At 57.5% G+C, this 22,129-nt stretch carries 18 protein-coding genes; 16 read left to right on the top strand and 2 right to left on the bottom strand.

From position 1 onward, the window contains the following. Positions 1–10 precede the first annotated feature (10 nt). From BLS30_RS12675 to BLS30_RS12685, 3 genes are all read left to right on the top strand, one after another. Positions 11–1,438 (top strand): cytochrome c3 family protein, encoded by a 1,428-nt coding sequence (locus tag BLS30_RS12675; protein ID WP_090229190.1) that lies wholly within the window; start codon positions 11–13, stop codon positions 1,436–1,438. A 64-nt stretch (positions 1,439–1,502) separates the two neighbouring features. Continuing rightward, positions 1,503–2,084: a Tll0287-like domain-containing protein gene (locus tag BLS30_RS12680; RefSeq protein ID WP_090229192.1), complete on the top strand. Its 582-nt coding sequence runs from the start codon at positions 1,503–1,505 to the stop codon at positions 2,082–2,084. An 84-nt stretch (positions 2,085–2,168) separates the two neighbouring features. Next, positions 2,169–2,624: a globin family protein gene (locus BLS30_RS12685; RefSeq protein WP_046478787.1), complete on the top strand. Its 456-nt coding sequence runs from the start codon at positions 2,169–2,171 to the stop codon at positions 2,622–2,624. Between the two features lie 149 nt (positions 2,625–2,773). On the opposite strand, the gene BLS30_RS12690 is transcribed toward BLS30_RS12685, so the two are convergent. Next, positions 2,774–3,733, bottom strand: a complete 960-nt coding sequence (locus tag BLS30_RS12690) for a tetratricopeptide repeat protein (RefSeq protein ID WP_046478784.1) — start codon at positions 3,731–3,733, stop codon at positions 2,774–2,776. Between the two features lie 279 nt (positions 3,734–4,012). Next, complete coding sequence (locus BLS30_RS12695) at positions 4,013–4,540, bottom strand: protein tyrosine phosphatase family protein (protein ID WP_082101138.1); 528 nt, start codon at positions 4,538–4,540, stop codon at positions 4,013–4,015. A gap of 376 nt (positions 4,541–4,916) precedes the next feature. Here BLS30_RS12695 and dnaE point away from each other — a divergent pair, with 376 nt between their 5' ends. The 13 genes from dnaE to lpxA all read left to right on the top strand — a co-directional run bounded on the left by dnaE (position 4,917) and on the right by lpxA (position 22,089). Next, a complete protein-coding gene (gene dnaE / locus BLS30_RS12700) occupies positions 4,917–8,498 on the top strand; it encodes a DNA polymerase III subunit alpha (protein ID WP_090229195.1) in 3,582 nt (1,193 codons plus the stop codon). Positions 8,499–8,765: 267 nt separating this feature from the next. Continuing rightward, positions 8,766–9,761 (top strand): 30S ribosomal protein S2, encoded by a 996-nt coding sequence (locus BLS30_RS12705; RefSeq protein WP_046480526.1) that lies wholly within the window; start codon positions 8,766–8,768, stop codon positions 9,759–9,761. Between the two features lie 93 nt (positions 9,762–9,854). Then, positions 9,855–10,787 carry a translation elongation factor Ts gene (gene tsf / locus BLS30_RS12710; protein ID WP_046480525.1) on the top strand — a complete coding sequence of 311 codons (933 nt, stop codon included), beginning with the start codon at positions 9,855–9,857 and terminating at the stop codon, positions 10,785–10,787. 181 nt (positions 10,788–10,968) lie between these two features. After that, positions 10,969–11,700 carry a UMP kinase gene (gene pyrH, locus BLS30_RS12715; protein WP_046478780.1) on the top strand — a complete coding sequence of 244 codons (732 nt, stop codon included), beginning with the start codon at positions 10,969–10,971 and terminating at the stop codon, positions 11,698–11,700. 146 nt (positions 11,701–11,846) lie between these two features. Next, complete coding sequence (frr, locus tag BLS30_RS12720; RefSeq protein WP_046478778.1) at positions 11,847–12,407, top strand: ribosome recycling factor; 561 nt, start codon at positions 11,847–11,849, stop codon at positions 12,405–12,407. 51 nt (positions 12,408–12,458) lie between these two features. Then, complete coding sequence (locus BLS30_RS12725; protein ID WP_046478775.1) at positions 12,459–13,217, top strand: isoprenyl transferase; 759 nt, start codon at positions 12,459–12,461, stop codon at positions 13,215–13,217. 11 nt (positions 13,218–13,228) lie between these two features. Continuing rightward, a complete protein-coding gene (locus BLS30_RS12730) occupies positions 13,229–14,107 on the top strand; it encodes a phosphatidate cytidylyltransferase (protein WP_170832469.1) in 879 nt (292 codons plus the stop codon). A gap of 94 nt (positions 14,108–14,201) precedes the next feature. Continuing rightward, positions 14,202–15,437 (top strand): 1-deoxy-D-xylulose-5-phosphate reductoisomerase, encoded by a 1,236-nt coding sequence (gene dxr / locus BLS30_RS12735; RefSeq protein ID WP_046478774.1) that lies wholly within the window; start codon positions 14,202–14,204, stop codon positions 15,435–15,437. Between the two features lie 64 nt (positions 15,438–15,501). Beyond that, on the top strand, positions 15,502–16,662 hold the full coding sequence (gene rseP / locus BLS30_RS12740) for an RIP metalloprotease RseP (protein WP_090229203.1): 1,161 nt from the start codon (positions 15,502–15,504) through the stop codon (positions 16,660–16,662). Positions 16,663–16,969: 307 nt separating this feature from the next. Beyond that, positions 16,970–19,342 carry an outer membrane protein assembly factor BamA gene (gene bamA / locus BLS30_RS12745; protein ID WP_046478768.1) on the top strand — a complete coding sequence of 791 codons (2,373 nt, stop codon included), beginning with the start codon at positions 16,970–16,972 and terminating at the stop codon, positions 19,340–19,342. Positions 19,343–19,614: 272 nt separating this feature from the next. Beyond that, a complete protein-coding gene (lpxD, locus tag BLS30_RS12750) occupies positions 19,615–20,646 on the top strand; it encodes a UDP-3-O-(3-hydroxymyristoyl)glucosamine N-acyltransferase (protein ID WP_090229207.1) in 1,032 nt (343 codons plus the stop codon). Between the two features lie 149 nt (positions 20,647–20,795). Continuing rightward, positions 20,796–21,296, top strand: a complete 501-nt coding sequence (gene fabZ / locus BLS30_RS12755; RefSeq protein WP_046478764.1) for a 3-hydroxyacyl-ACP dehydratase FabZ — start codon at positions 20,796–20,798, stop codon at positions 21,294–21,296. After that, a complete protein-coding gene (lpxA, locus tag BLS30_RS12760; RefSeq protein WP_046478762.1) occupies positions 21,289–22,089 on the top strand; it encodes an acyl-ACP--UDP-N-acetylglucosamine O-acyltransferase in 801 nt (266 codons plus the stop codon). Before fabZ ends, lpxA begins: the two co-directional genes overlap by 8 nt. Positions 22,090–22,129: the final 40 nt, after the last annotated feature.

The raw sequence follows: 22,129 nt of genomic DNA on the forward strand, positions 1-22,129 counted from the left end.
GGTCGCACCCGTGAGCCGCACCGCAAAATTATGGATCTTGTGGGTAGTTTCAACGCTCGTCGGCGGCGGCATCTTGCTGGCTGCGATGATCTACGGAGGACCTCTGCGCGCCAGCCTTCTAATTGGGAAGACTACGAGTGGTCATCACCAGATCGAACTGGCCTGCGAAGCCTGCCATACTTCACCGTTTGGTGGAGGAGAGGTGCTGCAGGAAGCCTGTCTCAGCTGCCACAAGGCCGAGCTTGCCGCCGCCAAGGATTCACACCCGCTCAAGAAGTTTCGCGATCCTCGTAATGCCGACCGATTGGCCAAGCTCAACGCGACGCAATGCGTAACCTGCCATCGAGAGCACAAGCCGGACATCACGGGGCCGATGGGAGTCACGCTGCCCGGCGACTATTGCGAACTGTGCCACGAGAAAGTCGGCAAGGATCGTCCGAGCCACTTGAATATTGGCTTTGATACTTGTGCGTCCGCAGGGTGCCACAACTACCATGACAACCGCGCTCTCTATGAAGATTTCTTGGAAAAGCACGCCGGCCAGCAGGATGTGAAAGAGCTGGCAATCTTCAAGCTGCGCGCGGAAAAGAATGAGCCGCTTGAACCGCGCGAACCGTTGATCACTATCGGCGTGGCCAATGCACCAGCAGACAAGCTGAGCGACCAAAAGATCAACAATGATTGGTTGGCCACCACCCACGCACAAGCCGGTGTGAATTGTGCGGGCTGTCACGCACCCGACAAAAAGGACGCAGCCGAAATAGCTGACGCCTGGACCGACAAGCCCAGTACCGCCGTCTGCACGACATGCCATGCGCCCGAAGCCTCGTCCTTCACCCAAGGCAAGCACGGCATGCGATTGGCGAAGGGGCTGAAAAGCGAAGTCGCAGGCCTCTTCGGCATTTTTCGCGACAAGCCGCTGACGCCCATGCAGGTCTCGATGGCCCGCTTGCCGATGTCGAGCAAGGCCCATGCGGAACAACTCACCTGCACAAGCTGTCATGGCGCCCACACATTCGATGCCATGAAAGCCCAGGTCGAAAGCTGTACGTCCTGCCATGCAGACGAGCACACGAAGGCCTATGAGCGATCGTCTCATTACAAGCTCTGGCAAGATGAAATCGCAGGCGTCAAACCGAAGGGAACGGGCGTCAGTTGCGCGACCTGCCATATGCCACGGCAATGGGTCGAAGATCCTGCGACCTACAGTGAACGCATCGTCGCAAACCACAATCAGAACGACAATCTGCGACCCAACGAAAAGATGATCCGCTCCGTCTGCATGGAGTGTCATGGACTCGGTTTTTCGATCGATGCCCTCGCCGATCAAAACCTCATCAAACGCAATTTTTCGGGACAGCCCGCCGTGAAGGTCGAAAGCATCGACTGGGTGAAGAAGCGTGTTGAGGAACGGGAGAAAGCCAAGGCCAACCAATAATGGCCATCAAAGAAAACGTCGGAGTTTCGAGAAGTCTAACAGGTGGTGAAAAGGAGAGAAGGACATGATCAAATTTTCGAAGTCGGCTGTTGTAGCGGTCCTGTCGGGTGCTGTTGTGCTGTGCGCGGGTGCGGCGGCGGCAGTCAACGCCAAAGGGGTCGCATATGAAGACGTCGCCGACATGCTGATCGCAGTCATGGTCGCCGACCGCACCGTATACACCAAACAGGTCGTTGGGCGTCTGACCACTAAAGACAAGGTCATCACGGCAAGTGAGCACTTCGAAGACAACAAGGCGCTCCCTTTGCCGGCGCAGATGTTCCGATTCGGTGCTGAGATGGTCGCCGACAAGACTGACAAGTTCTCCTACTCGCTCTTGTCGCTGTGGCCGATCAACAAGCAAAACGCTCCGCGCACAGACGCTGAAAAGGCTGGCTTGGAATTCGTATCTAAAAACAAGGACGAGAAGTACACCGCGGTCGAAGAGCTCGGCGGCAAGAAGTACTTCACCGCCGTCTATGCAGACGTTGCCGTGGCGCCGGTTTGTGCATCTTGCCACAACGGTCACAAAGACAGTCCGCGCACGGATTTCAAGTTGGGAGACGTGTTGGGCGGCGTCGTGATCCGCATTCCGATGACCGAGTAAGGAACAACGTAACCAAGCGTGTGCTCAGTGCGCTGGGCAACAAGCGCGCGGCGGTCGGCCATTGGACAACGTCGGAGATAAATGATGACACCGGAGCAAGTCAAACTCGTCCAGGAGAGTTTCAAGAAAGTCGTGCCGATCGCACCACAGGCGGCGGATATTTTCTACACGCGCCTGTTCGAGATCGCGCCTGAAGTTCGTCCTCTCTTTCCCGAAGACCTTTCAGGTCAGAAGGATAAGTTGATGAGCATGCTGGCAACTGCGGTCACCAATCTTCACCAGATCGAGAAGATTTTGCCGGCCGTGGAAGATCTCGGACGTCGTCACGTCGGATATGGCGTAACGGCCGAGCACTATAAGCCTGTGGGTGCCGCGCTCATCTACACTCTGGAGAAGGGGTTGGGTGATGACTTTACGCCAGAGACGAAAGAAGCCTGGCTCGTTACGTATACAACTCTCGAAGGCGTAATGACCAAAGCCGCCGAAGCTGCGGCCGCCCCTCCTAAAAAGAAAGGGTTCTTCGCAAAAATGTTTGGCTAGCGTCGCACTATTCGGCGTGAGCCAAGGCGCGTCTTAGTATCATGCAGGGTGACGCGATCGGGGGCAGCCGGGCGGTGGATCTAATGGGTCTACCGCCCGACTGATATTCGAAAATTGTCTCTGAGAAGGAAGCAGCGTTGCTGCCGGACCTAGTCGCAAGCAACAGCGATCGTCAGTGACGCTCCGGGGATGTACCGGCGACATCCTAACGGACCATCTGAAACGGAAGGTTTGTTCTGCATCGCCGTCGTTCCGGAAGGCAGCCTGCCGGTCAGACTCGCAACACGCTCTTGCGCTGTGAGCTTGGCCTGCTTGCCATCCAGGAGGCGAGGAGGCGCGCTGAGCGCTCGCTCGTACGCTATCTTGGCCGCCGCATTATCGCCGCGTGCTTCCATGATCTCGCCCTTCAGGGCATATGCTGCGGTAAATGTCGGCTCCAGATCTATAGCAGTGTTGGAGTGAGCCAATGCGTTCGATAAATTTCCTTCGCGCAGATCCAGCACGCCGCGCACATACGAAACTTCCGCCTTGCTGGCTTTGGTAGACGCGAGGTCTTGAACTTGGCGGTGCGCCGCATCGAAGCGGCCCAATTCCGCGAGAACGAGCCCGCGCAAGATGCCGACCTTGGCTTCGTCCTTCTTGAGTTGCGCGGATCTATCCAGATCGGTGAGCGCATCTTCGCGACGCGAGAGTTTGCGGAGGATAACGGCCCGGCTGAAAAACGCGGACCAATCCGCAGAGTTCAGCGCGATCGCGCGGTCGAGGTCACGAACGGCCTCCTCGAGGTTTCCCAGGTCGTTGTGGACGAGAGCGCGGCTCGCATATGTCCGAGAGTAGCCGGGATGGTATTTCGCGGCACGATTGAAATCAGCCAACGCCTTCGCATTGTCGTCCGCGTTGCGGTGGGACCAGCCGCGATTGAAGTATGCGATGTAGTACTGCTTTTTCGGAAGACGGCCGCTGGCGAGGATGCGTGTGCATGCTCCCGCACTCTGCGTACGGTTTGCCGCAGCGCAGTCCTTCAAATCATTCTGCATCCCGGCAAAACTAGGGACGGAAGCCCAAAGCGAAAGAATGCCAATTCCAAGAACGGAGATTGCCCGACGCATAGCATTGCGGCCCTTTGAGGTGATGGGGACAACGCAAAAGCGCGTTATCCGCTTCCCCAAACTCTACGGGCTCCAAATGCTGTGGGATGTTACGCGGGGAACTCCATTATGAAACGAGATCTGCGAAGCACGCCGATCTAGCGAAGCTTCTCGATAAGCGAGCGATCATTCTTCGCCAATCGAATGAACTGCTTGAGCGCATCAGAGGTTCCATCTACGGAGCCGTACAGCACCAAGCCAGCCGCATGTCTTACGTCAAGAGGGGCAGGCGAACCCATTTTACGCGTCGCGGGCGCGGTCGACGTAGTCCCGGATGAAGTTTGCGAGTTGTGGCGTGTCACAGTCAAATCCTATTGCTTTGGCGTGCTGGAGAGTCTCCTCTCCCGACTGATTTGTCGTCACACCGACATGCATCATTGTGAGCGCCCCTGCACGCTTGCCGGAAGCGCAATGGACTACCACGGGCTTGGGAAGCGTTTCGACTTCCTGTCGAAATTTCTCCACGACCTGGCTATCCAGCTCATTCCTCGAAACAGCGATGTGGCGGTAAGTAAGCCCAGCTTCTTTAGCCAATCGCCTTTCGACATCCTCGGGAATCTTTTGTTTTTCTTCTTTGGGCTGCAGATTTACGATCGAACGAAAACCATCAGCAGCGAATTCCTTCAGCTGCTCTGGGTGTGGTTCAGATTTCGCGACGGCAAAATCTTTGTTTATCGTAATTAAGTTTTGCATCGCCCAAGTTCGTCTCCACGAGGCTACTAGATTATGGCCGGTGATCGAGACGCTACGCGCCGATTTCCCCAGCATGTCACCGACTTGCGGTGGTGTTGTCAAAAAAGCAACGACCGCACTGGGCGAAATGTTCCCCGAAAAAAAACCTGAGTTTAAAGTCGAATGAAGAATATAGCTGGAGGAAAGCTTCGTTTTTTATTTCGTCAGCGATTCGCCTGCGTCGCGGGGGGATGGAATGCGCCGTTTTGCCAGGGATTGCCGAACGTTCAACTGAGTGTGATATGGCGACATTGTTGAGTGTTTAGTGTTCGAAAGGACACGTGCCGTTTATTTCGGGTCGTGTGTTTTCTCCGAGCCACGGAAATCCTCCACGCCAGCCATCACCAGCTTGTTAACAGGACGACGGGACCTACTCGCTTTCGGAGGATAGAATCCTATAAGTTCGCCCGTTATGAACGCTCCAACTCCATCCTCCGTGACCGCCAAACCGGTAGCTGCGACGGCGCAGCCAGGTTTTGTGCATCTGCGGGTGCATTCTGCTTACTCGCTACTGGAAGGCGCCTTGCCGATCGGAAAGCTCACGGGCTTGGCCGCCACGCATGGCTATCCGGCTTTGGGACTTACGGATACGAATAATCTGTTTGGCGCCCTAGAGTTTTCAGAAAAGATAGCCGGAGCCGGCATTCAGCCCATCGTCGGCGCAACGCTGAGCGTCGATTTTGAGGATGGGGAAAAGGATGAGCTGCGCCGCGCCGAAAGGCCCGTCGGCTTTGCACGAGATGGCTACCTTGCACTGATGGCGGCCTCCGAGACCGGCTACGCAAACCTCATGAAGTTGGTCAGCGCGGCGCATTTGGATGTGGCTGATGGAGAGCCACCGCATGTGAAGTTTTCTGCTCTCTGCGAACTGGCCGAAGGGCTTATCGTCCTCACAGGCGGCCCCGACGGACCGATCGATACGGCCTTGGCGCAGGATCGACAGCAACTCGCCCATGAACGGCTGACAAAGCTGAGAGCGGCCTTCGGCGATCGTCTGTACGTTGAAATTCAGCGGCACGGTGTCCGCGTCGAAAAGACAAACGAGCCACAACTTCTGCAACTGGCGTATGATCTTGAAATTCCAATCGTTGCCACCAACCAGGCCTACTTCGCGACGCCGGATGACTATGAGGCCCACGATGCCCTGATCTGCATCGCTGAAGGGTCCTACGTCGTTGAAGACAACCGGCGGCGCCTGACGCGGGAGCATTACTTCAAATCCCGCGAGGAGATGATTCAGACATTCGCGGACCTTCCTGAGGCCCTGGCGAACACCGTTGAGATCGCACAGCGCTGCCATTACCGGCCGCTCGGCCGCAAGCCGATTTTGCCGCGGTTCGTTGCAAGCCTGGAAGGCAAGACTGAGCAAGATCTGCTCGAAGAGGAGGCCGCCGAACTTAAACGTCAGGCGGAAGAGGGTCTGGAGCGGCGATTGGCGGCTCATCCTCTCGCGGCGGGTTTTACTCGGGAAGATTACGAGAAGCGGCTTGCCTACGAGGTTGACGTTATCTCGAAGATGAAGTTCCCCGGCTACTTTCTCATCGTTTCTGACTTCATCAAATGGAGTAAGTCGCAGGGCATCCCGGTGGGTCCTGGGCGCGGCTCCGGCGCGGGCTCGTTGGTTGCTTACGCGCTGACAATTACAGACCTCGATCCGTTGCGGTTTGGCCTTCTGTTCGAACGCTTCCTGAACCCCGAACGCGTCTCGATGCCGGACTTTGACATCGACTTCTGTCAGGACCGGCGTGACGAAACAATCCGTTACGTGCAGGAAAAGTATGGGGCGGATCGTGTCGCCCAGATCATCACGCACGGTAAGCTGCAAGCACGCGCGGTTCTACGCGACGTCGGCCGCGTGCTGCAGATGCCGTATGGGCAGGTCGACAAGCTCTGCAAGCTCGTTCCCAACAACCCGGCCAATCCAGTCACATTGGCGGAGGCGATCGAGACCGAACCACGTCTCCAGGAGGAGCGAGATGCCGAACCCATCGTCGCTCAGCTTCTAGAAAAAGCGCAGAAGCTTGAGGGGCTTTACCGTCACGCGTCGACGCACGCCGCTGGTATGGTGATCGGGGACCGGCCGCTCAACGAACTCGTCCCCCTCTACCGCGATCCGAAATCGCAGATGCCCGTCACCCAGTTCAACTGGAAGATGGTGGAGGCCGCGGGCCTCGTGAAATTCGACTTCCTCGGCCTCAAAACGCTGACAGTGCTGCAGAAGGCCGTTGAAATGGTCGAACGCTGTCGAGGCATAAAGATTGATCTTTCAGCGCTGCCGCTCGACGATCGCAAGAGCTACGAGCTTCTAGCTCGGGCTGATACGGTCGGTGTGTTCCAGTTGGAATCCACGGGCATGCGCGAGAGCTTGAAGCGTCTCAAGCCCGACCGCTTCGAAGATATTATCGCTATGGTTGCTCTCTATCGGCCTGGCCCGATGGACAACATCCCCACCTACATCAATCGCAAACATGGCGAAGAGCCCGTTGATTGTCTCCATTCGATGCTCGAGGGCATCCTTTCGGAAACCTACGGCGTTATCATCTACCAGGAGCAGGTCATTCAGATTGCCCAGGTGATGGGCGGCTACACGCTTGGTCAAGCCGACATGCTTCGGCGCGCCATGGGTAAGAAAGACAAAGCCGAGATGGCGCGCCACGAGGCGCGGTTCATTGAGGGGGCCGTCGAGCGCGGTGTGAAGAAAGCCGACGCAGCTTATATCTTTGAACTGGTCAACAAATTCGCCGGGTACGGCTTCAACAAATCTCACGCCGCCGCCTACGCGCTGGTCAGCTATCACACGGCCTACCTCAAAGCGAACTACCGCGAAGAGTTTCTTGCGGCGTCGATGACGCTCGATATGGCCAACACCGACAAGCTTGCTGTGTTTGTCGCCGAAGCACGACGAAGCGGCATCGAGATCAAGCCACCGTGCGTGAATGCGTCCGAGGTTGAGTTTCTCGCTGAACCCTCACCCGAGGAGGCACCGTCAGGGCCTCAGCCTGCACGGGGAGCAATCCGCTATGCTCTCGCGGCGTTGAAGAACGTAGGTCCGGCCGCCGTCGAAACCATCGTGGCGGCGCGTGAGGAGAACGGCCGCTATAAGTCATTGGCCGACTTTGCGAGCCGCCTGAATCCAAAGGCGGTCAACAAACGCGCGATCGAAATGTTGGCACAGTCGGGCGGGCTCGACGCGCTCGAACCCGATCGCGCGATCGTGTGTGCAAATGCCGACCTTATCCTCGCAGCGGCACAGCGGCGCGATGCCGATGCAGCAGCGGGCACAAACGACTTGTTCGGATTGGGCGAAACCGAGCCCACATTGGCATTGCGCCCCGCCAAAGGCTGGACGCCTTTAGAGCGTTTGGAAAACGAGTTTGCCAGTGTCGGGTTCTATCTGTCTGGTCACCCCTTGGACCAGTACGCCATGGTTCTCGAAAAGCTCGGCGTCCGCCGCTATGCGGAGTTCGAGCTCGCAACGGCGAAGGGGGCAACCTCGGCCCGACTTGCGGCCATCGTAGTATCGGCGCGCGAACGGCGCTCGGCGAAGGGAAATAAGTTTGCCTTTGCAATGTTCTCGGATGCCAGCGGTCAGTTCGAGGCTGTCATCTTCTCCGATACCCTGGCTGCCGGACGCGATCTGCTCCAGGCGGGCACGCCCGTTCTCGTGACCGTCGAAGCCGAACGCGATGGCGACACGGTCAAAATGCGCGTCCAGCGTCTCGAAAGCCTGGATGCGGCCACGGCGGCCATAGATCGTGGACTGTTACTGCGCTTCAGCCCAGCCCACATCAAAAACGCCGATGCAACTTTCGACGAGTTGAAAAGTTACCTCAAGCCACCCGCGCCCGGCGCGCGCGGCGGACAGGTGCGTTTTGTGCTGCCCGTCAAAGACCGTGAGCTGGAGTTCGCTCTTCCGGGGAAATATGACGTTTCCCCAGCCCAGGCAGGAATCTTGGCAACCGTACGTGGCATTGAGCAGATTGTAGAAATCTGATCCGGATGGGCGCTGATACAAGTGAGTTAGAGCCCCGTGGCTCGCCCTGAGACCGTGACGAACGCGTGCTAGCCGAAATTGCCCGCCCTTCTTGCAATCACGGCCGAAGACTCGTATAAGCCGTCGCACTTCACACGCGAACCTTCAGCGCTTGGCGGATTAAAAGCCCCGTCCGGTCGCTCCGGTGAGGTCGGCCCCAGATATGTATGGGGTGCGCCTTTCTCCAGGTTCGCGGCGGTCCAACCGGAAAACAAGGATATTTGCGAGATGGCGCTTCCCGCCTTCAACATGCGTCAGCTATTGGAAGCTGGCGTTCACTTCGGTCACCAGGCACACCGCTGGAACCCCAAGATGGCGCCCTTTATCTACGGCGCACGCAATAACATTCACATTATCGACCTGACGCAAACGGTGCCGCTGCTGCATCAGGCGTTGGTTAAGATTTCCGACACCGTTGCTGGTGGCGGCCGCGTACTCTTTGTCGCGACAAAGCGTCAGGCCTCGGAAGCAATTGCGGATTCTGCTCAGCGTTCGGCGCAGTACTTCATGAACCACCGTTGGCTAGGTGGTACGCTGACGAACTGGAAGACCGTATCTCAGTCAATCCGCCGTCTGCGTCAGCTTGATGACATCCTCGCCGAGCCTTCAGGGCGCACCAAGAAGGAAATCCTCAACATCCAGCGTGAGCGCGACAAGCTCAACCAGTCCCTGGGTGGTATTAAGGATATGGGTGGTGTGCCGGACCTTCTGTTCGTTATCGACACGAACAAGGAATCTATCGCGATCAAGGAAGCTCGTAAGTTGGGTATCCCGATTATTGCGATCGTTGATACGAACTGCGATCCTGACGGCATCGACTTCCCAATCCCGGGCAACGACGACGCAGGCCGAGCGATCACTCTTTACTGCGACTTGGTCTCACGCGCGGCACTGGATGGTCTAGAACGCAGCCAAACCGCATCCGGCGTGGATATCGGCGCTTCGGAGGCGCCGGTAGCTGAAGATCTGCCAGTAGCTGTGGTGACGTTCAAGGGCATCGAAGCTCCACGCGGCGAACCGGACGATCTCAAGGCGATTACCGGCATCAACCCGAAGCTTGAGCAGCGCCTCAACGACGCCGGCGTCTTCCATTACTGGCAAATTGCAGATCTTGACGCAGAGCAGGCTGAAGCGCTTGACCGTCTGCTGAAGCTCAAGGGGCAGATCGCAACCGAGGGTTGGATCGACGCCGCCAAGAAGATCGTTGCACAGTCGGCCGCTTAAACGGCAATTGTCGCCCAAGCGGTGGCAGGCGTCACAAAGTCTTTAAGCAGCGGGCTTAGCACTGGCTGAGCCCGCCAACAAATGAGCATTGATATGACGACGATTTCCGCCTCGATGGTGAAAGAGCTGCGCGAAAAAACCGGCGCGGGCATGATGGATTGCAAGGCGGCGCTGACGGAAAACGGCGGTGATATGGAAGCCGCCATCGACTGGCTGCGCAAAAAAGGCCTGTCAAAGGCTGCTAAGAAGTCTGACCGCGTTGCCGCGGAAGGTTTGGTCGCGGTAACCGCCTCCGGAACGGAAGGCGCCGTTGTCGAGGTCAACTCCGAAACGGACTTCGTTGCACGTAACGACCAGTTCCAGGACATGGTTCGTACCATTGCGTCCCTTGCAAGCGAAGCGCAGGGCGATGTCGCAAAGCTGCTGGCGATGAACTATCCTGGCAAATCCCTGACCGTCGAAGACTACGTCAAGGAAATGGTCGCGACGATCGGCGAAAACATGACGGTACGCCGGACCGCCACGCTTAAAGTCAGCGATGGCGTCGTAGCTGAGTACGTCCACAACAAGGCCGCTGACGGCCTTGGAAAGATCGGCGTTCTCGTCGCCCTCGAAAGCTCTGGCGACAAGAGCAAGCTCGCTGAATTCGGCCGCCAAGTCGCTATGCATATCGCCGCGGCAAACCCGCTGGCACTCTCTCCGGAAGAACTCGACAACACCGTCATTGAGCGCGAACGGGCGATCTATACGGAGCAGGCTGCAGCATCCGGAAAGCCGGCTGAAATCATCGAAAAGATGGTGGAAGGCCGCCTGCGGAAGGAATTCTTCCAGCAGGTTGTTCTGCCTCAGCAGGTATTTGTGCTCGATGGCAAGGCTAGCGTGGAGCAGGCGATTGCCAATGCAGCCAAGACCGTTGGCGCCCCCATCAAGGTAACGGGCTTCGTGCGCTATGGTCTGGGCGAAGGTATCGAAAAGAAGGAAGACGACTTCGCTGCTGAAGTTGCTGCGGCTTCGGGCGCAAAATAAGCCGATAACCCGCGAAAATTCAAAAAATGATACCGGCTGGCTGCTTTCGCAGTCAGCCGGTATTTTTTAACCTCTGGTCATGTACCCCGGGATGCGGCATGTCTTGGCCGCCAATGAGCTGCCAACGGGCGATCCCAAGGTCGTCGATCACTGCTGAACTGGACACGCCACGGGAGGGATCATGAGCGGGACCCAGAGTGAACTGAAATACAAACGTCTTCTATTAAAGCTCTCCGGTGAAGCTCTTGCAGGCGACGGCGCATACGGCATCGATCCTGAGGTCGTTGGGCGCCTTGCTAAGGAAATTTCCGAAGCCGCAGCCGCTGGATGCCAAATTTCTGTTGTCGTTGGGGGCGGGAACATCTTCCGTGGCCTGCAGGGTGCCGCCCGCGGCATGGAGCGCGCAACGGCCGACTACATGGGAATGCTGGCAACCGTCATGAACGCGCTGGCCCTATCCGGCGCACTGTCGCAGCTCAAGACATCTTCGCGCGTGCTCTCGGCGATTCCCATGACGACCGTCTGCGAATCTTACGTTCGTCCCAAGGCCTTGCATCACCTGAGAAAAGGCCGCGTCGTAATTTTCGCGGCGGGCACTGGCAATCCGTTTTTCACAACCGATACGGCGGCAACACTCCGCGCCATCGAGATGGGTTGCGACGCGGTCGTCAAGGCCACGCAGGTTGACGGAATATATTCTGCAGACCCCAAGACGACGCCGGATGCGGTGCGCTATGATGCGCTGAGTTACTCCGAGGTCCTTGCTCGAGACTTGAAGGTGATGGATGGCGCGGCGATCGCACTTGCCCGCGATAATCGTCTTCCGGTAGTTGTGTTTTCTATCGCTGAACCAGGCAATCTCCTCAAACTATTGAAGGGAGAGGCGCGCGCCACAGTAATCCAGCCCGGCTAAAGCGCGGGAATTGGGGTTCTGAACGGAATACAGCGGCATCGGCTGGTCTTTCGATGCCATGCACGCTATGAGCGGGATGAAGCCCGTCGAAAGAGGTGGCTCGGTCGGTCGGGTGAACTCGGCCGGCACCGGCAAGGAAATTGGAAATGAGCGACACATTTAGTTTGGACGATCTTGAAGTAAGCATGATGGCTTCAATGGATGCCTTGAAGCGTGAGCTGAGTGGCCTGCGTACGGGACGCGCCAGCACCCATCTGCTCGATCCTATCCAGGTGATGGTTTATGGCGCCAGGATGCCTCTCAACCAGGTCGCAACAGTTTCTGTTCCGGAGCCTCGTCTCATTTCCGTCCAGGTCTGGGACAAGTCGAACGTCTCCGCCGTTGAAAAGGCCATTCGCGAGTCGAGCCTGGGCCTTAATCCAGTGATCGACGGAGCTGTTTTACGCCTTCCAATTCCGGCTCTTACCGCCGAGCGGCGTCAAGAGCTCGTGAAGGTGGCACACAAATACGCCGAGCAGTCGCGTGTTGCAGTCCGCAACGTACGCCGCGAAGGTATGGACCTGCTCAAAAAGCTCGAGAAGTCTGGAGACATGAGCGAGGACGAGCAGCACAAAAACTCGAGCAAGGTCCAAGAATTGACCGACAAGTACGTCAAAGAGATCGACAATTTGTTGGCCACGAAAGAAACCGAAATTCAGACGGTTTGAGGCGTATACTTCTCTCAGACATGTCCGCAACATCTAGATAGGGGCCAGTCGTTGGCCGATTTATCGCAGACACCGCGAACACCCCCACTCGGTCCGCAGGCGCCCCGACACGTCGCGGTCATCATGGACGGCAATGGGCGCTGGGCCAAAAAACGCGGCCTTCCGCGAAGCATTGGCCATCGTGAAGGTGTCGAAGCCGTCCGGCGGACCGTGCAGGCCGCCATCGAACTCTCCATCCCCTATCTCACGATTTACAGTTTTTCGTCTGAGAACTGGTCACGGCCTGCGGAAGAAATCGACGAGTTGATGGGGCTGATGAAGCGTTTCATCCGCCGGGACTTGGCCGAACTTCATCAGGCCAATGTCCGCATTCTGGTGATTGGAGACCGAGAAGGCGTAGATCCCGAACTGCTGTCTCTTGTGGACGAGACAACGGACCTTACCAGCACGAATACTGGCCTGACGTTGGTCATTGCCTTCAACTATGGCGCCCGCAATGAAATTGCCCGTGCGGCCCGGCATCTCGCAACGGAAGTTGCTGAAGGGCGGTTGAGCCTGGAATCCATTGATGTCGATGCGATCTCTCAGGCTCTCGATACCAGCGGCGTCCCGGATCCGGATCTCCTGATCCGGACGAGTGGGGAACAACGGCTGTCGAATTTCTTGCTGTGGCAGGCGGCCTATACGGAATTTGTCTTCCTGGATTGCCTGTGGCCCGATTTCGGGCGAGACCAGCTTGAAGAAGCAATCGCAAAGTATCACGTCCGAGATCGCCGTTACGGTGGATTGTCGCGTCGATCCACGGCGTGAGGATGACCACAATGCACGAACCCTCCTGGCATGAGCCTTGGACCGGCGAAGATGCGCGTTCACGTGCAACCGGACATCATCCGCGCCGGTTGATCGCGCGTATCGCGTCCGGTGTCTTTCTCGGGTTGGTGAGCCTCGGCGCAACCTTCGCCGGGTCGTATGCCTTCGCTGGGCTCGTAGCAGTTATGGCGATTATGATGGCTTGGGAATGGGGTGGAATCGTTCGCTCCCGACGCTACGATTTCGGCTTTCTCCTGCACGCAGCAGCCATCGTCGTTTGCATTGCGCTCGCCGCAATTGGCAGATCTCAACTTGCCCTTGTCGCGTTAGGTGTGGCTGCGATCGCTATGGCGGCCACCTATGGCAGGCAGAATGGACTAATGTCGGCCGCCGGGCTTTTTTACATCGGGATCCCAGCGATTTCACTCGTCTGGCTCCGCAATGACGTCCCTTATGGCTTCACAGCGATTCTACTGATCTTTTCTGTCGTCTGGGCCGCCGACACCGCCGCTTATGTTGGGGGCAAGACAGTCGGTGGAGTAAAATTTTGGCCCAGTATATCGCCGAATAAGACGTGGGCGGGAACCTGCTCAGCCCTCGTCGCGAGTGCGTTGGTCGGCGCGATATTCTCGTTCCTACTGACGGGCGCGCCGTCACTCTATCTGGTCATCTGTACGACGGTGCTCGGGTTGGTGGCTCTGGCAGGTGACCTCGCGGAATCCGCATTTAAGCGCGTATATAGGCTTAAGGATGCCAGTAATCTGATCCCTGGCCATGGCGGATTCATGGATCGTCTGGACGGAATCGCCGCTGCGGCGGCCTTTGCCGCTCTGATCTGCCTGCTGATGGATATCAACCAGCCTGCCAAGGCGCTCCTGTTCGGTGCGTGACCCTAGCCTTGCGTGAAGCTGTGAATTCGTTTCTACGTTCTCGGGCAGACTAAAAATTCTTTGCCGATGTGGCCAACGCTGGAGGAAATGACGAGTGGAACCAGGACGGCTCAGCGTTGTCCCTGATCGGACCGAGACGGCGCGCGGCACCCGTTCCCCTCGGGCGCGTAGGTTAAGTATACTGGGCGCCACCGGTTCGATCGGCCAGAGCACCCTCGATCTCGTCGCTCGCCAGCCCAAAGAGTTCGAAATCGTTGCTCTCACGGCGCAAAACAGCGTGGCAGAACTCGCGCGTCTCGCGGTCAAGCACAACGCGGCTTACGCAGTGATAGGTGATGCGACGCGGTTTGCTGAACTGAAGAGTCTGCTGGCTGGAACGTCGGTGAAGCCAGCGGCGGGACCAGAAGCCCTCGTAACGGCGGCCTGTGAGCCGGCAGATTGCGTCATGGCTGCCATTGTTGGGGCTGCGGGCCTTGAGCCCTCGTTTGCGGCGCTTGCCCAAGGCAGCCGGTTGGCCCTGGCCAACAAGGAATGCCTCGTTTCAGCAGGCAGCGTTTTTATGGCCGAAGTTGAACGCCAGGGAGCCGAACTCGTCCCGGTCGACAGCGAGCATTCCGCCTGTTTCCAGCTCATTGGAACAGGAGAGCCCTCGGCAATTGAAAAGATTACTCTGACGGCTTCTGGTGGACCCTTCCGAGAGTGGTCACGCGAACGGCTCGAAAAGGCAACGCGTGAAGAGGCGCTCCGTCATCCCAACTGGTCGATGGGAGCCAAGATCACGATCGATTCGGCAACCTTGATGAACAAAGCGCTGGAGTTGATCGAGGCGTATCACTTGTTTCCGGTGGAACCCCATCAACTCAGCGCTGTCGTGCATCCGCAGTCAATCGTGCACTGCTTAGTCGCCTTTGCCGACGGTTCCGTATTGGCGCAACTGTCCGAACCCGATATGCGCACGCCGATCGCGCTGGCACTCTCTTGGCCTGCCCGGATGCAGGCACCGACGAAGCGACTTGATCTGGCGGAGATCGGCCAGCTCACCTTCGAGCCCCCCGATGAAGACCGATTCCCCGCGATGCGGCTTGCGCGTGAAGTGTTGGCGCGCGGAGAAACTGCGCCTGCAGTGTTCAACGCCGCGAATGAAATAGCCGTTGAAGCGTTTCTGGCGGGGCGTATAAGATTCCTCGATATCGCCAGATCCGTAGAAAACTGTCTGGAACAGGCCGATCGGGCGGGTGTAATTGCTCCAGCCGCTTGTCTCGACGACATCCTGAGCATAGATCACGAAGCGAGGCGCTTGGCCGCCATCGCTCTGGAACGGTTGTCCTGATTATCCTGTCGCGTTACATCCGCGAGCACCCCAACCGTCGACACACTCGTAAGGAACTCGGTTCATGGATTTCATCTCGCAACTTGGCGCAAACCTATCGGGAGCGCTCATCATTGCGATCGGTTTCCTGTTCGCCTTAACGATCGTCGTCTTCATCCATGAGATGGGACACTTTTTGGTGGCGCGCTGGTGCGGCGTTACTGTGAAGGCGTTCTCAATCGGCTTCGGTAAAGAGATTTATTCGTTCACGGATCGTCATGGAACCCGCTGGCGCATCGCCTGGATTCCGGTCGGTGGCTACGTAAAGTTTATGGACGATGAGAATGCCGCCAGCGTCCCATCGCGCGACGCGCTGAGCGGTCTGACCGAGGAGGAGCGCAAAGGCGCGTTTCAGCTCAAGCCTTTGTGGCAACGAGCAGCCGTCGTCGCTGCAGGCCCGGCGGCCAATTTCATCCTGGCAATTCTGATATTTGCGATGATGTTTTGGTTGTTCGGCAATCGCACGATGGAACCGCGTGTGGGACGTGTGGCGCCCGACTCGCCAGCAGCTTCGGCAGGCTTCCTGGCGGGCGATCTCATCGTTGCGATTGATGGAACACCGGTGGATGGCTTCGCAACCGTTCAGCAGGTCGTCTCGACCAGCGTCGGGCGAAAACTCGCGTTCGAGGTCGAACGTGACGGGCAAAAGCTCATTTTGATGGTAACACCAGCTCTGCGTGAGCTGAACGATGCCATAGCCGGGAAACATCGCCGACCAGTTATCGGGATCGAAGCCTCAGGGGAAACAAGCCGGATTGTTCATCGTGATGTTGGTCCGCTCGAAGCCGTTTGGCTAGGTACGGAACGCACGTGGGATATCGCCGCGGGCACGTTGTCCTACATTGGCGATGTCTTTACGGGCCGCCAGGGCGCGGAACAGATTGGTGGGATTGTCAGAATTGCTGACGCCGCAGGTAAGTTCGCGGCCCTTGGAGTGGCCGAGCTGATTCTGTTCACAGCATTCATTTCAGTGAGCATCGGCTTAGTAAATCTTTTCCCGATCCCACTTCTCGATGGTGGACATTTGCTCTTTTACGGCATCGAGGCCGTGCGAGGGCGGCCCATGAGTGAGGGTGCGCAGGAATTCAGTTTCAGAATCGGGTTGGCATTGATCGTTATGCTGATGGTGTTCGGCTTCTACAACGATCGTGGAATTTTGGCGCGATGGTTCTCCTGGTTCAGCTAAGCGGTGAGAAAATTGGGGACGAACAGTGCGTTGCAGGCCGTCTTGGTTCCCAATTATTGCGCTTAAAAAAGGGGCGCTGACCCGAGAAAACGAAGTGAAATCAGTGCGGGTGACGCATTCTTGCCACTTCCCTACTGCTTGCGGAATCGTTAAAACCCATAGTGAGCTTTGGTGTAACGACCCGAGGGAAGCACTACGAGTGATCGTGGTGGCGGGTTGCGCGCCTTAAAGAAGGTCAAGGTGTGGTGTTCAGTTGCCGACAGGCACCGCATCTCTGGGGATCGGCAAAACGAGGGCAGATCCGCGAATGTCTCAGTATCGGATCATGTCGTTGGGGGCCCTACGCGTCGCTCTTTCACTGTTCTTGACTGCGTTCGTAGTCATCAGTGTCGATGCAGTAGGATTTTCGACTCCGGCGCATGCGCAAGTCGTTGTCAGCGAAATTCAAGTTATTGGTAATCGGCGTGTCGAACCCGAGACGGTTCGGTCGTACTTGAAGTTCACGACGGGTGATGTCTACGACGCTGGACGCGTCGATCAGTCTTTGCGCGCACTTTTCGCGACGGGACTGTTTGCAGACGTTGAGATTTTCCGTGATGGCAATGTGGTTCGGGTCCGGGTCGAAGAAAACCCTGTGATCAACCAAGTTGCCTTCGAAGGTAACTCCGAAGTCGATACCAACACTCTCCAAGCCGAAGTTCAGCTGAAGCCGCGCTCGATCTATACGCGCGCTCGCGTTCAGGCTGACGTTCAGCGCATCCTTGACGTCTATAGCCGTCAGGGCCGATATGCCGCCAACGTCGAGCCGAAAATCATCGAGCTTGAGCAGAACCGTGTGAATCTCGTTTTCGAGATCATGGAAGGTTCTGCGACGAAGGTGAAGAGCATCAACTTCATCGGCAACCGCGCCTTCAGTGACGCGCAGTTGCGCGACATCATTTCTACGACGCAGGCTGGCTGGTTCGATTTCCTATCCGGCACCAGCATCTACGATCCAGATCGCATGAATCTCGACCGTGAGCTTCTGCGTCAGTATTACCTGAAGAACGGATATGCCGACGCACGCGTGACTTCAGCTAACGCCGAACTCGATCGCGACGGTTCAGGTTTCTTCCTGACCTTCACGGTTGAAGAGGGCGAGCTCTATCACTTCGGCAATATCGTGATCGACAGCTCGCTCACGGGGTTGGATGCTGCGTCCCTGAGCGGCGACCTGTTGACCTATAGCGGCGACGTCTATAACGGCTCGCTGCTCGACAAGACCGTTGAGCGTTTGACCCTTGCTGTCGCGGAACGTGGCTTTGCCTTTGCTCGTGTCCGTCCCCGCGCCACACCCGACATGTACGCTCGCACGATCGCAATCAACTATGTGATCGACGAGGGGCCGCGGGTTTATATCGAACGTATCAATATCTCGGGTAACGAGCGCACGAAGGATCACGTTATTCGTCGTGAGTTCCGTCTGGCCGAAGGTGATGCCTTTAACCCGCTGATGGTTGATCGCGCCGAGAAGCGTTTGAAGGCCCTTGGCTTCTTCAAGGCCGTCGACGTCAAGCGCCGCCCAGGTTCTGCTCCCGATCGTGTCGTTCTTGACGTGCAGGTAACCGAGCAATCAACTGGTGAGCTCTCGTTTGGTGCCGGTTACTCGACAGCGGAAGGCGTCATCGGTGACGTATCCATCAGTGAGCGCAACCTGCTCGGCAACGGTCAGTACATCCGGCTCCGTGTCGGTGGCTCCATCGAGCGTGCCCAGGTTGACTTGAGCTTCACGGAACCGCGCTTCCTCGACCGTAACCTGTCGGCCGGCTTCGACCTGTATCACAAGGAACTCGATCAGCGCGATCAGTCGGGTTTCCGGTCTCGTAAGAGCGGCGGTCAGCTGCGCCTTGGCTTCCCGCTGTCGGAAGATCTCTGGATGCAGACCAGCTACTCGCTGTCGCGCGATCAGATCTTCGACGTGGAAGATGACGCATCGCTGGCGATCAAGGACGCATGCGGTGATACGGTCCTGGCGACAAACCGAGCTAACTGTGGCGACGGTACGTACTGGACTTCGTCCGCCGGCACGATGATCACCTACGATAAGCGTAATCACCCAACCAACCCAACGAGCGGCTACTACCTGCAAGGTACGGCAGACTTCGCTGGCCTCGGTGGCGACGCAGAATACGTCCGCGTCCAGGCTGAAGCCCGTGGCTACTACCCGGTTACGGAAAACATCACCTTCGTCAGCCGCGTTGTTGGCGGCCATATCGAAGGCTGGGGTGATGAGGATGTCCGCGTGCTCGACCAGTTCTTCCGTGGTGGTGAGACCGTCCGTGGCTTTGACCGCTCGGGTTTCGGACCACGTGACGCACGAACCGGTGACGCGCTCGGCGGTAAGACATACTGGGCGGCAACTGCGGAACTCCGCTTCCCGATCCCGTTCGTGCCTGAAGAGCTCGGACTTGGTGGTGCAGTCTTTGCTGACGCTGGTTCGCTCTTTAATGCCTCCCAGCACGTGAAGGACATTTTGGGCAACAACCTTGAAGATGACGCCTCGGTACGTGCTTCCGTTGGTGCAAGCCTTCTGTGGAATTCGCCCGTAGGTCCGCTGCGTGTCGACTTCTCCAAAGTTCTCGCATCGGAAGAGTACGACGACGAGCAGTGGTTCCGCTTCGGCGCCTCATCGAAATTCTAAGTCCATTGAATTTAAGGGGGCTTCGGCCCCCTTATTTCGTTACACTTCAGCAGTTTCAGCTCAAAAGCCAACGCCTTAAGGTTCTGGCGCAAAGCGATCCCTCAGATGGCAACGCCGTGACGCGTCCATGGATCGCGCTTCCCAAGAGGGTTTTCAGCCTCTATGGACATGGCTATCAATTGACACCCGCCAGCCACCTTTCCGGAACTATAGTCCGCTTGGTGGCCCGTTCTGTACCACCCTTAAGATATGTCGGGAATTTGGGGGCGCCGATGGATCATCCAGGCTTCTTCGACCGGGCAGCTCCGATCGCAATATCTGAGGTCGCGAAAGCTACGGCCGCAACGCTTCCTGCAGGCCTTCCCGATGAATTGGCCAGCCGCAGGCTGTCGGACGTCCGCACCCTCGCCGACGCAGGACCCGACGATGTGGCATTTCTCGATAACCGCAAATATCTGCCGCTCTTGAGTGAAACGCGCGCCGGAGCTTGTCTCGTGACGCCTGCGTTCGTAGAGCGGGTTCCGAAAGCGACCGTGCCGCTTCTCACGAAGCGGCCATATCACGGCTTTGCGCTCGCGCTTCGTACTTTTTACCCGCAAGCGCTTTGGCCACGCGTTGCAGAGCCTGGAAGTGCCAACATCGATCCCTCGGCTCATATCGAGCCTGATTGCACGATCGAACCTGGCGCGATCATCGGCCCGCAGGCCTCTATCGGCCGCGGCTCCCGCATCGCTGCTGGCGCAGTAATCGGGTACCGCGTGTACGTCGGACGCGACAGCTACATCGGTCCGCAATCGACGCTGCAGCATGCATTGCTCGGCAACCGAGTCATCATCCACGCCGGAGCACGCATCGGACAGGATGGATTCGGCTTCGCCATGGGGCCGGACGGGCATCTGAAAGTGCCGCAAATTGGCCGCGTCATCATTCAAGATAACGTTGAGATTGGAGCTAATACAACAATAGATAGAGGTGCTCTTAAGGATACCGTCATCGGTGAGGGCACGAAAATTGATAATCTTGTACAGATCGGGCACAACGTCTGTATCGGACGGCACTGCGTGATCGTGGCCCACACTGGTATTTCGGGTTCTACCGAACTGGGAGACTTTGTAGTGATGGGCGGCCAGTCGGGCACCGTCGGCCACATCAAAATTGGCACCGGCGCCCAGGTGGCTGGAGCGTCCCACCCAAAGGACGATATTCCAGCGGGAGCACGTGTCGGTGGAACACCGGCGCGGCCGTTGCGTCAATGGGGCCGGGAGCTGGCAGCTTTAACGCGGCTGGCGAAACGCGAGGACTGACGTGTTATGGCGGTGTGCTGATGCGCCGTCGCGAGTTTAACACTTGCCAAAGGCTAAGCCTTGGTAATTGAAGAGTTTGCCGTGAGCGATGCGAGTGCTTTAAAACTTCGCCATCGCGCCCGGAATGATTGAAGTGGAGCGAAAAGGAAATGGATGAGGTGGTCGAGAATCCGGTGATGGGCACGGCGGACATCGCGCGTGTCATGCAGCTGTTGCCGCATCGATACCCGTTCCTGCTCGTTGATCGCATCTACGATATGGACGGCGATCAAAGTGCGGTTGGACTGAAGAACGTCACAATCAACGAGCCGTTCTTTACGGGCCACTTTCCTCAGTATCCCGTGATGCCCGGTGTGCTGATCATTGAAGGTTTGGCTCAAACGGCCGGTGCTTTGTGCGTTCACAGCCTTGGCGAAGGTTATAAGGCCGAGCTCGTGTACTTTATGGGAATCGACAAGGCCAAGTTCCGCAAGCCGGTACTCCCCGGCGACCAACTCCACTACCATGTGCGCAAGATCCGCAATCGCGGTCGCGTCTGGAGATTCTACGGCGAAGCAAAGGTAAACGGTGAAATCGCCGCCGAAGCTGAAATTTCAGCTATGCTGGCTGATACAGCCGAAGCACGTGCCTTTGCGAGTAAGAATGGCTGATCTGCAGATCCATCCCACGGCAATTATCGAAGATGGAGCCAAGGTCGGTGCGGGGTGCCGCATTGGCCCATACTGCATCGTCGGTCCTCAGGTCGAACTGGCCGAGGATGTCGAACTCCTAAGCCATGTGGTGGTGCAGGGGCGCACAAAAATTGGGGCACGCACGCGGATCTTTCCGTTCGCGTCAATCGGGCATCAGCCGCAGGATCTCAAGTACAAGGGCGAGCCGTCGACGTTGACGATCGGCGCCGACTGTATGATCCGCGAAGGTGTTACGATGAACCCCGGCACTGAAGGCGGCGGTATGGAAACTACCGTTGGCGACCATTGTGCGTTTCTCGCAAACTCACACATCGGGCATGACTGTCACGTCGGTAGTCATGTGATTTTCTCTAACAATGTCATGCTGGCCGGACACTGCCAGGTCGGTGACTACGTGATTTTGGGTGGAGGCGCCGCTGTCATCCAATTTGCACGTGTCGGCGCGCATGCATTTTTAGGGGGCATGTCGGGGCTCGAAAACGATTTAATCCCTTACGGCATGGCGCTTGGCAACCGTGCATACCTGTCAGGCCTGAATATCGTAGGCCTTCAGCGTCGCGGTTTTACCCGCCAGCAAATCCATGATTTACGACGCGCATATCGGTTGCTGTTCGCCGATGAAGGTAACCTCGCCGAACGAATGGAAGATGTCGCGCAGGAATTTGCAGACCACGCCATCGTCGTCGAGATACTGGACTTCATACGCGAAGGCGGTAAGCGGTCATTATGCACGCCAAAGGACGCGCCCTGATTCGGGGCGCATGTTCGCTCGCTGCCGGCTCGTATTCGAC

The organism is Filomicrobium insigne (assembly GCF_900104305.1).
GTDB lineage: Bacteria > Pseudomonadota > Alphaproteobacteria > Rhizobiales > Hyphomicrobiaceae > Filomicrobium > Filomicrobium insigne.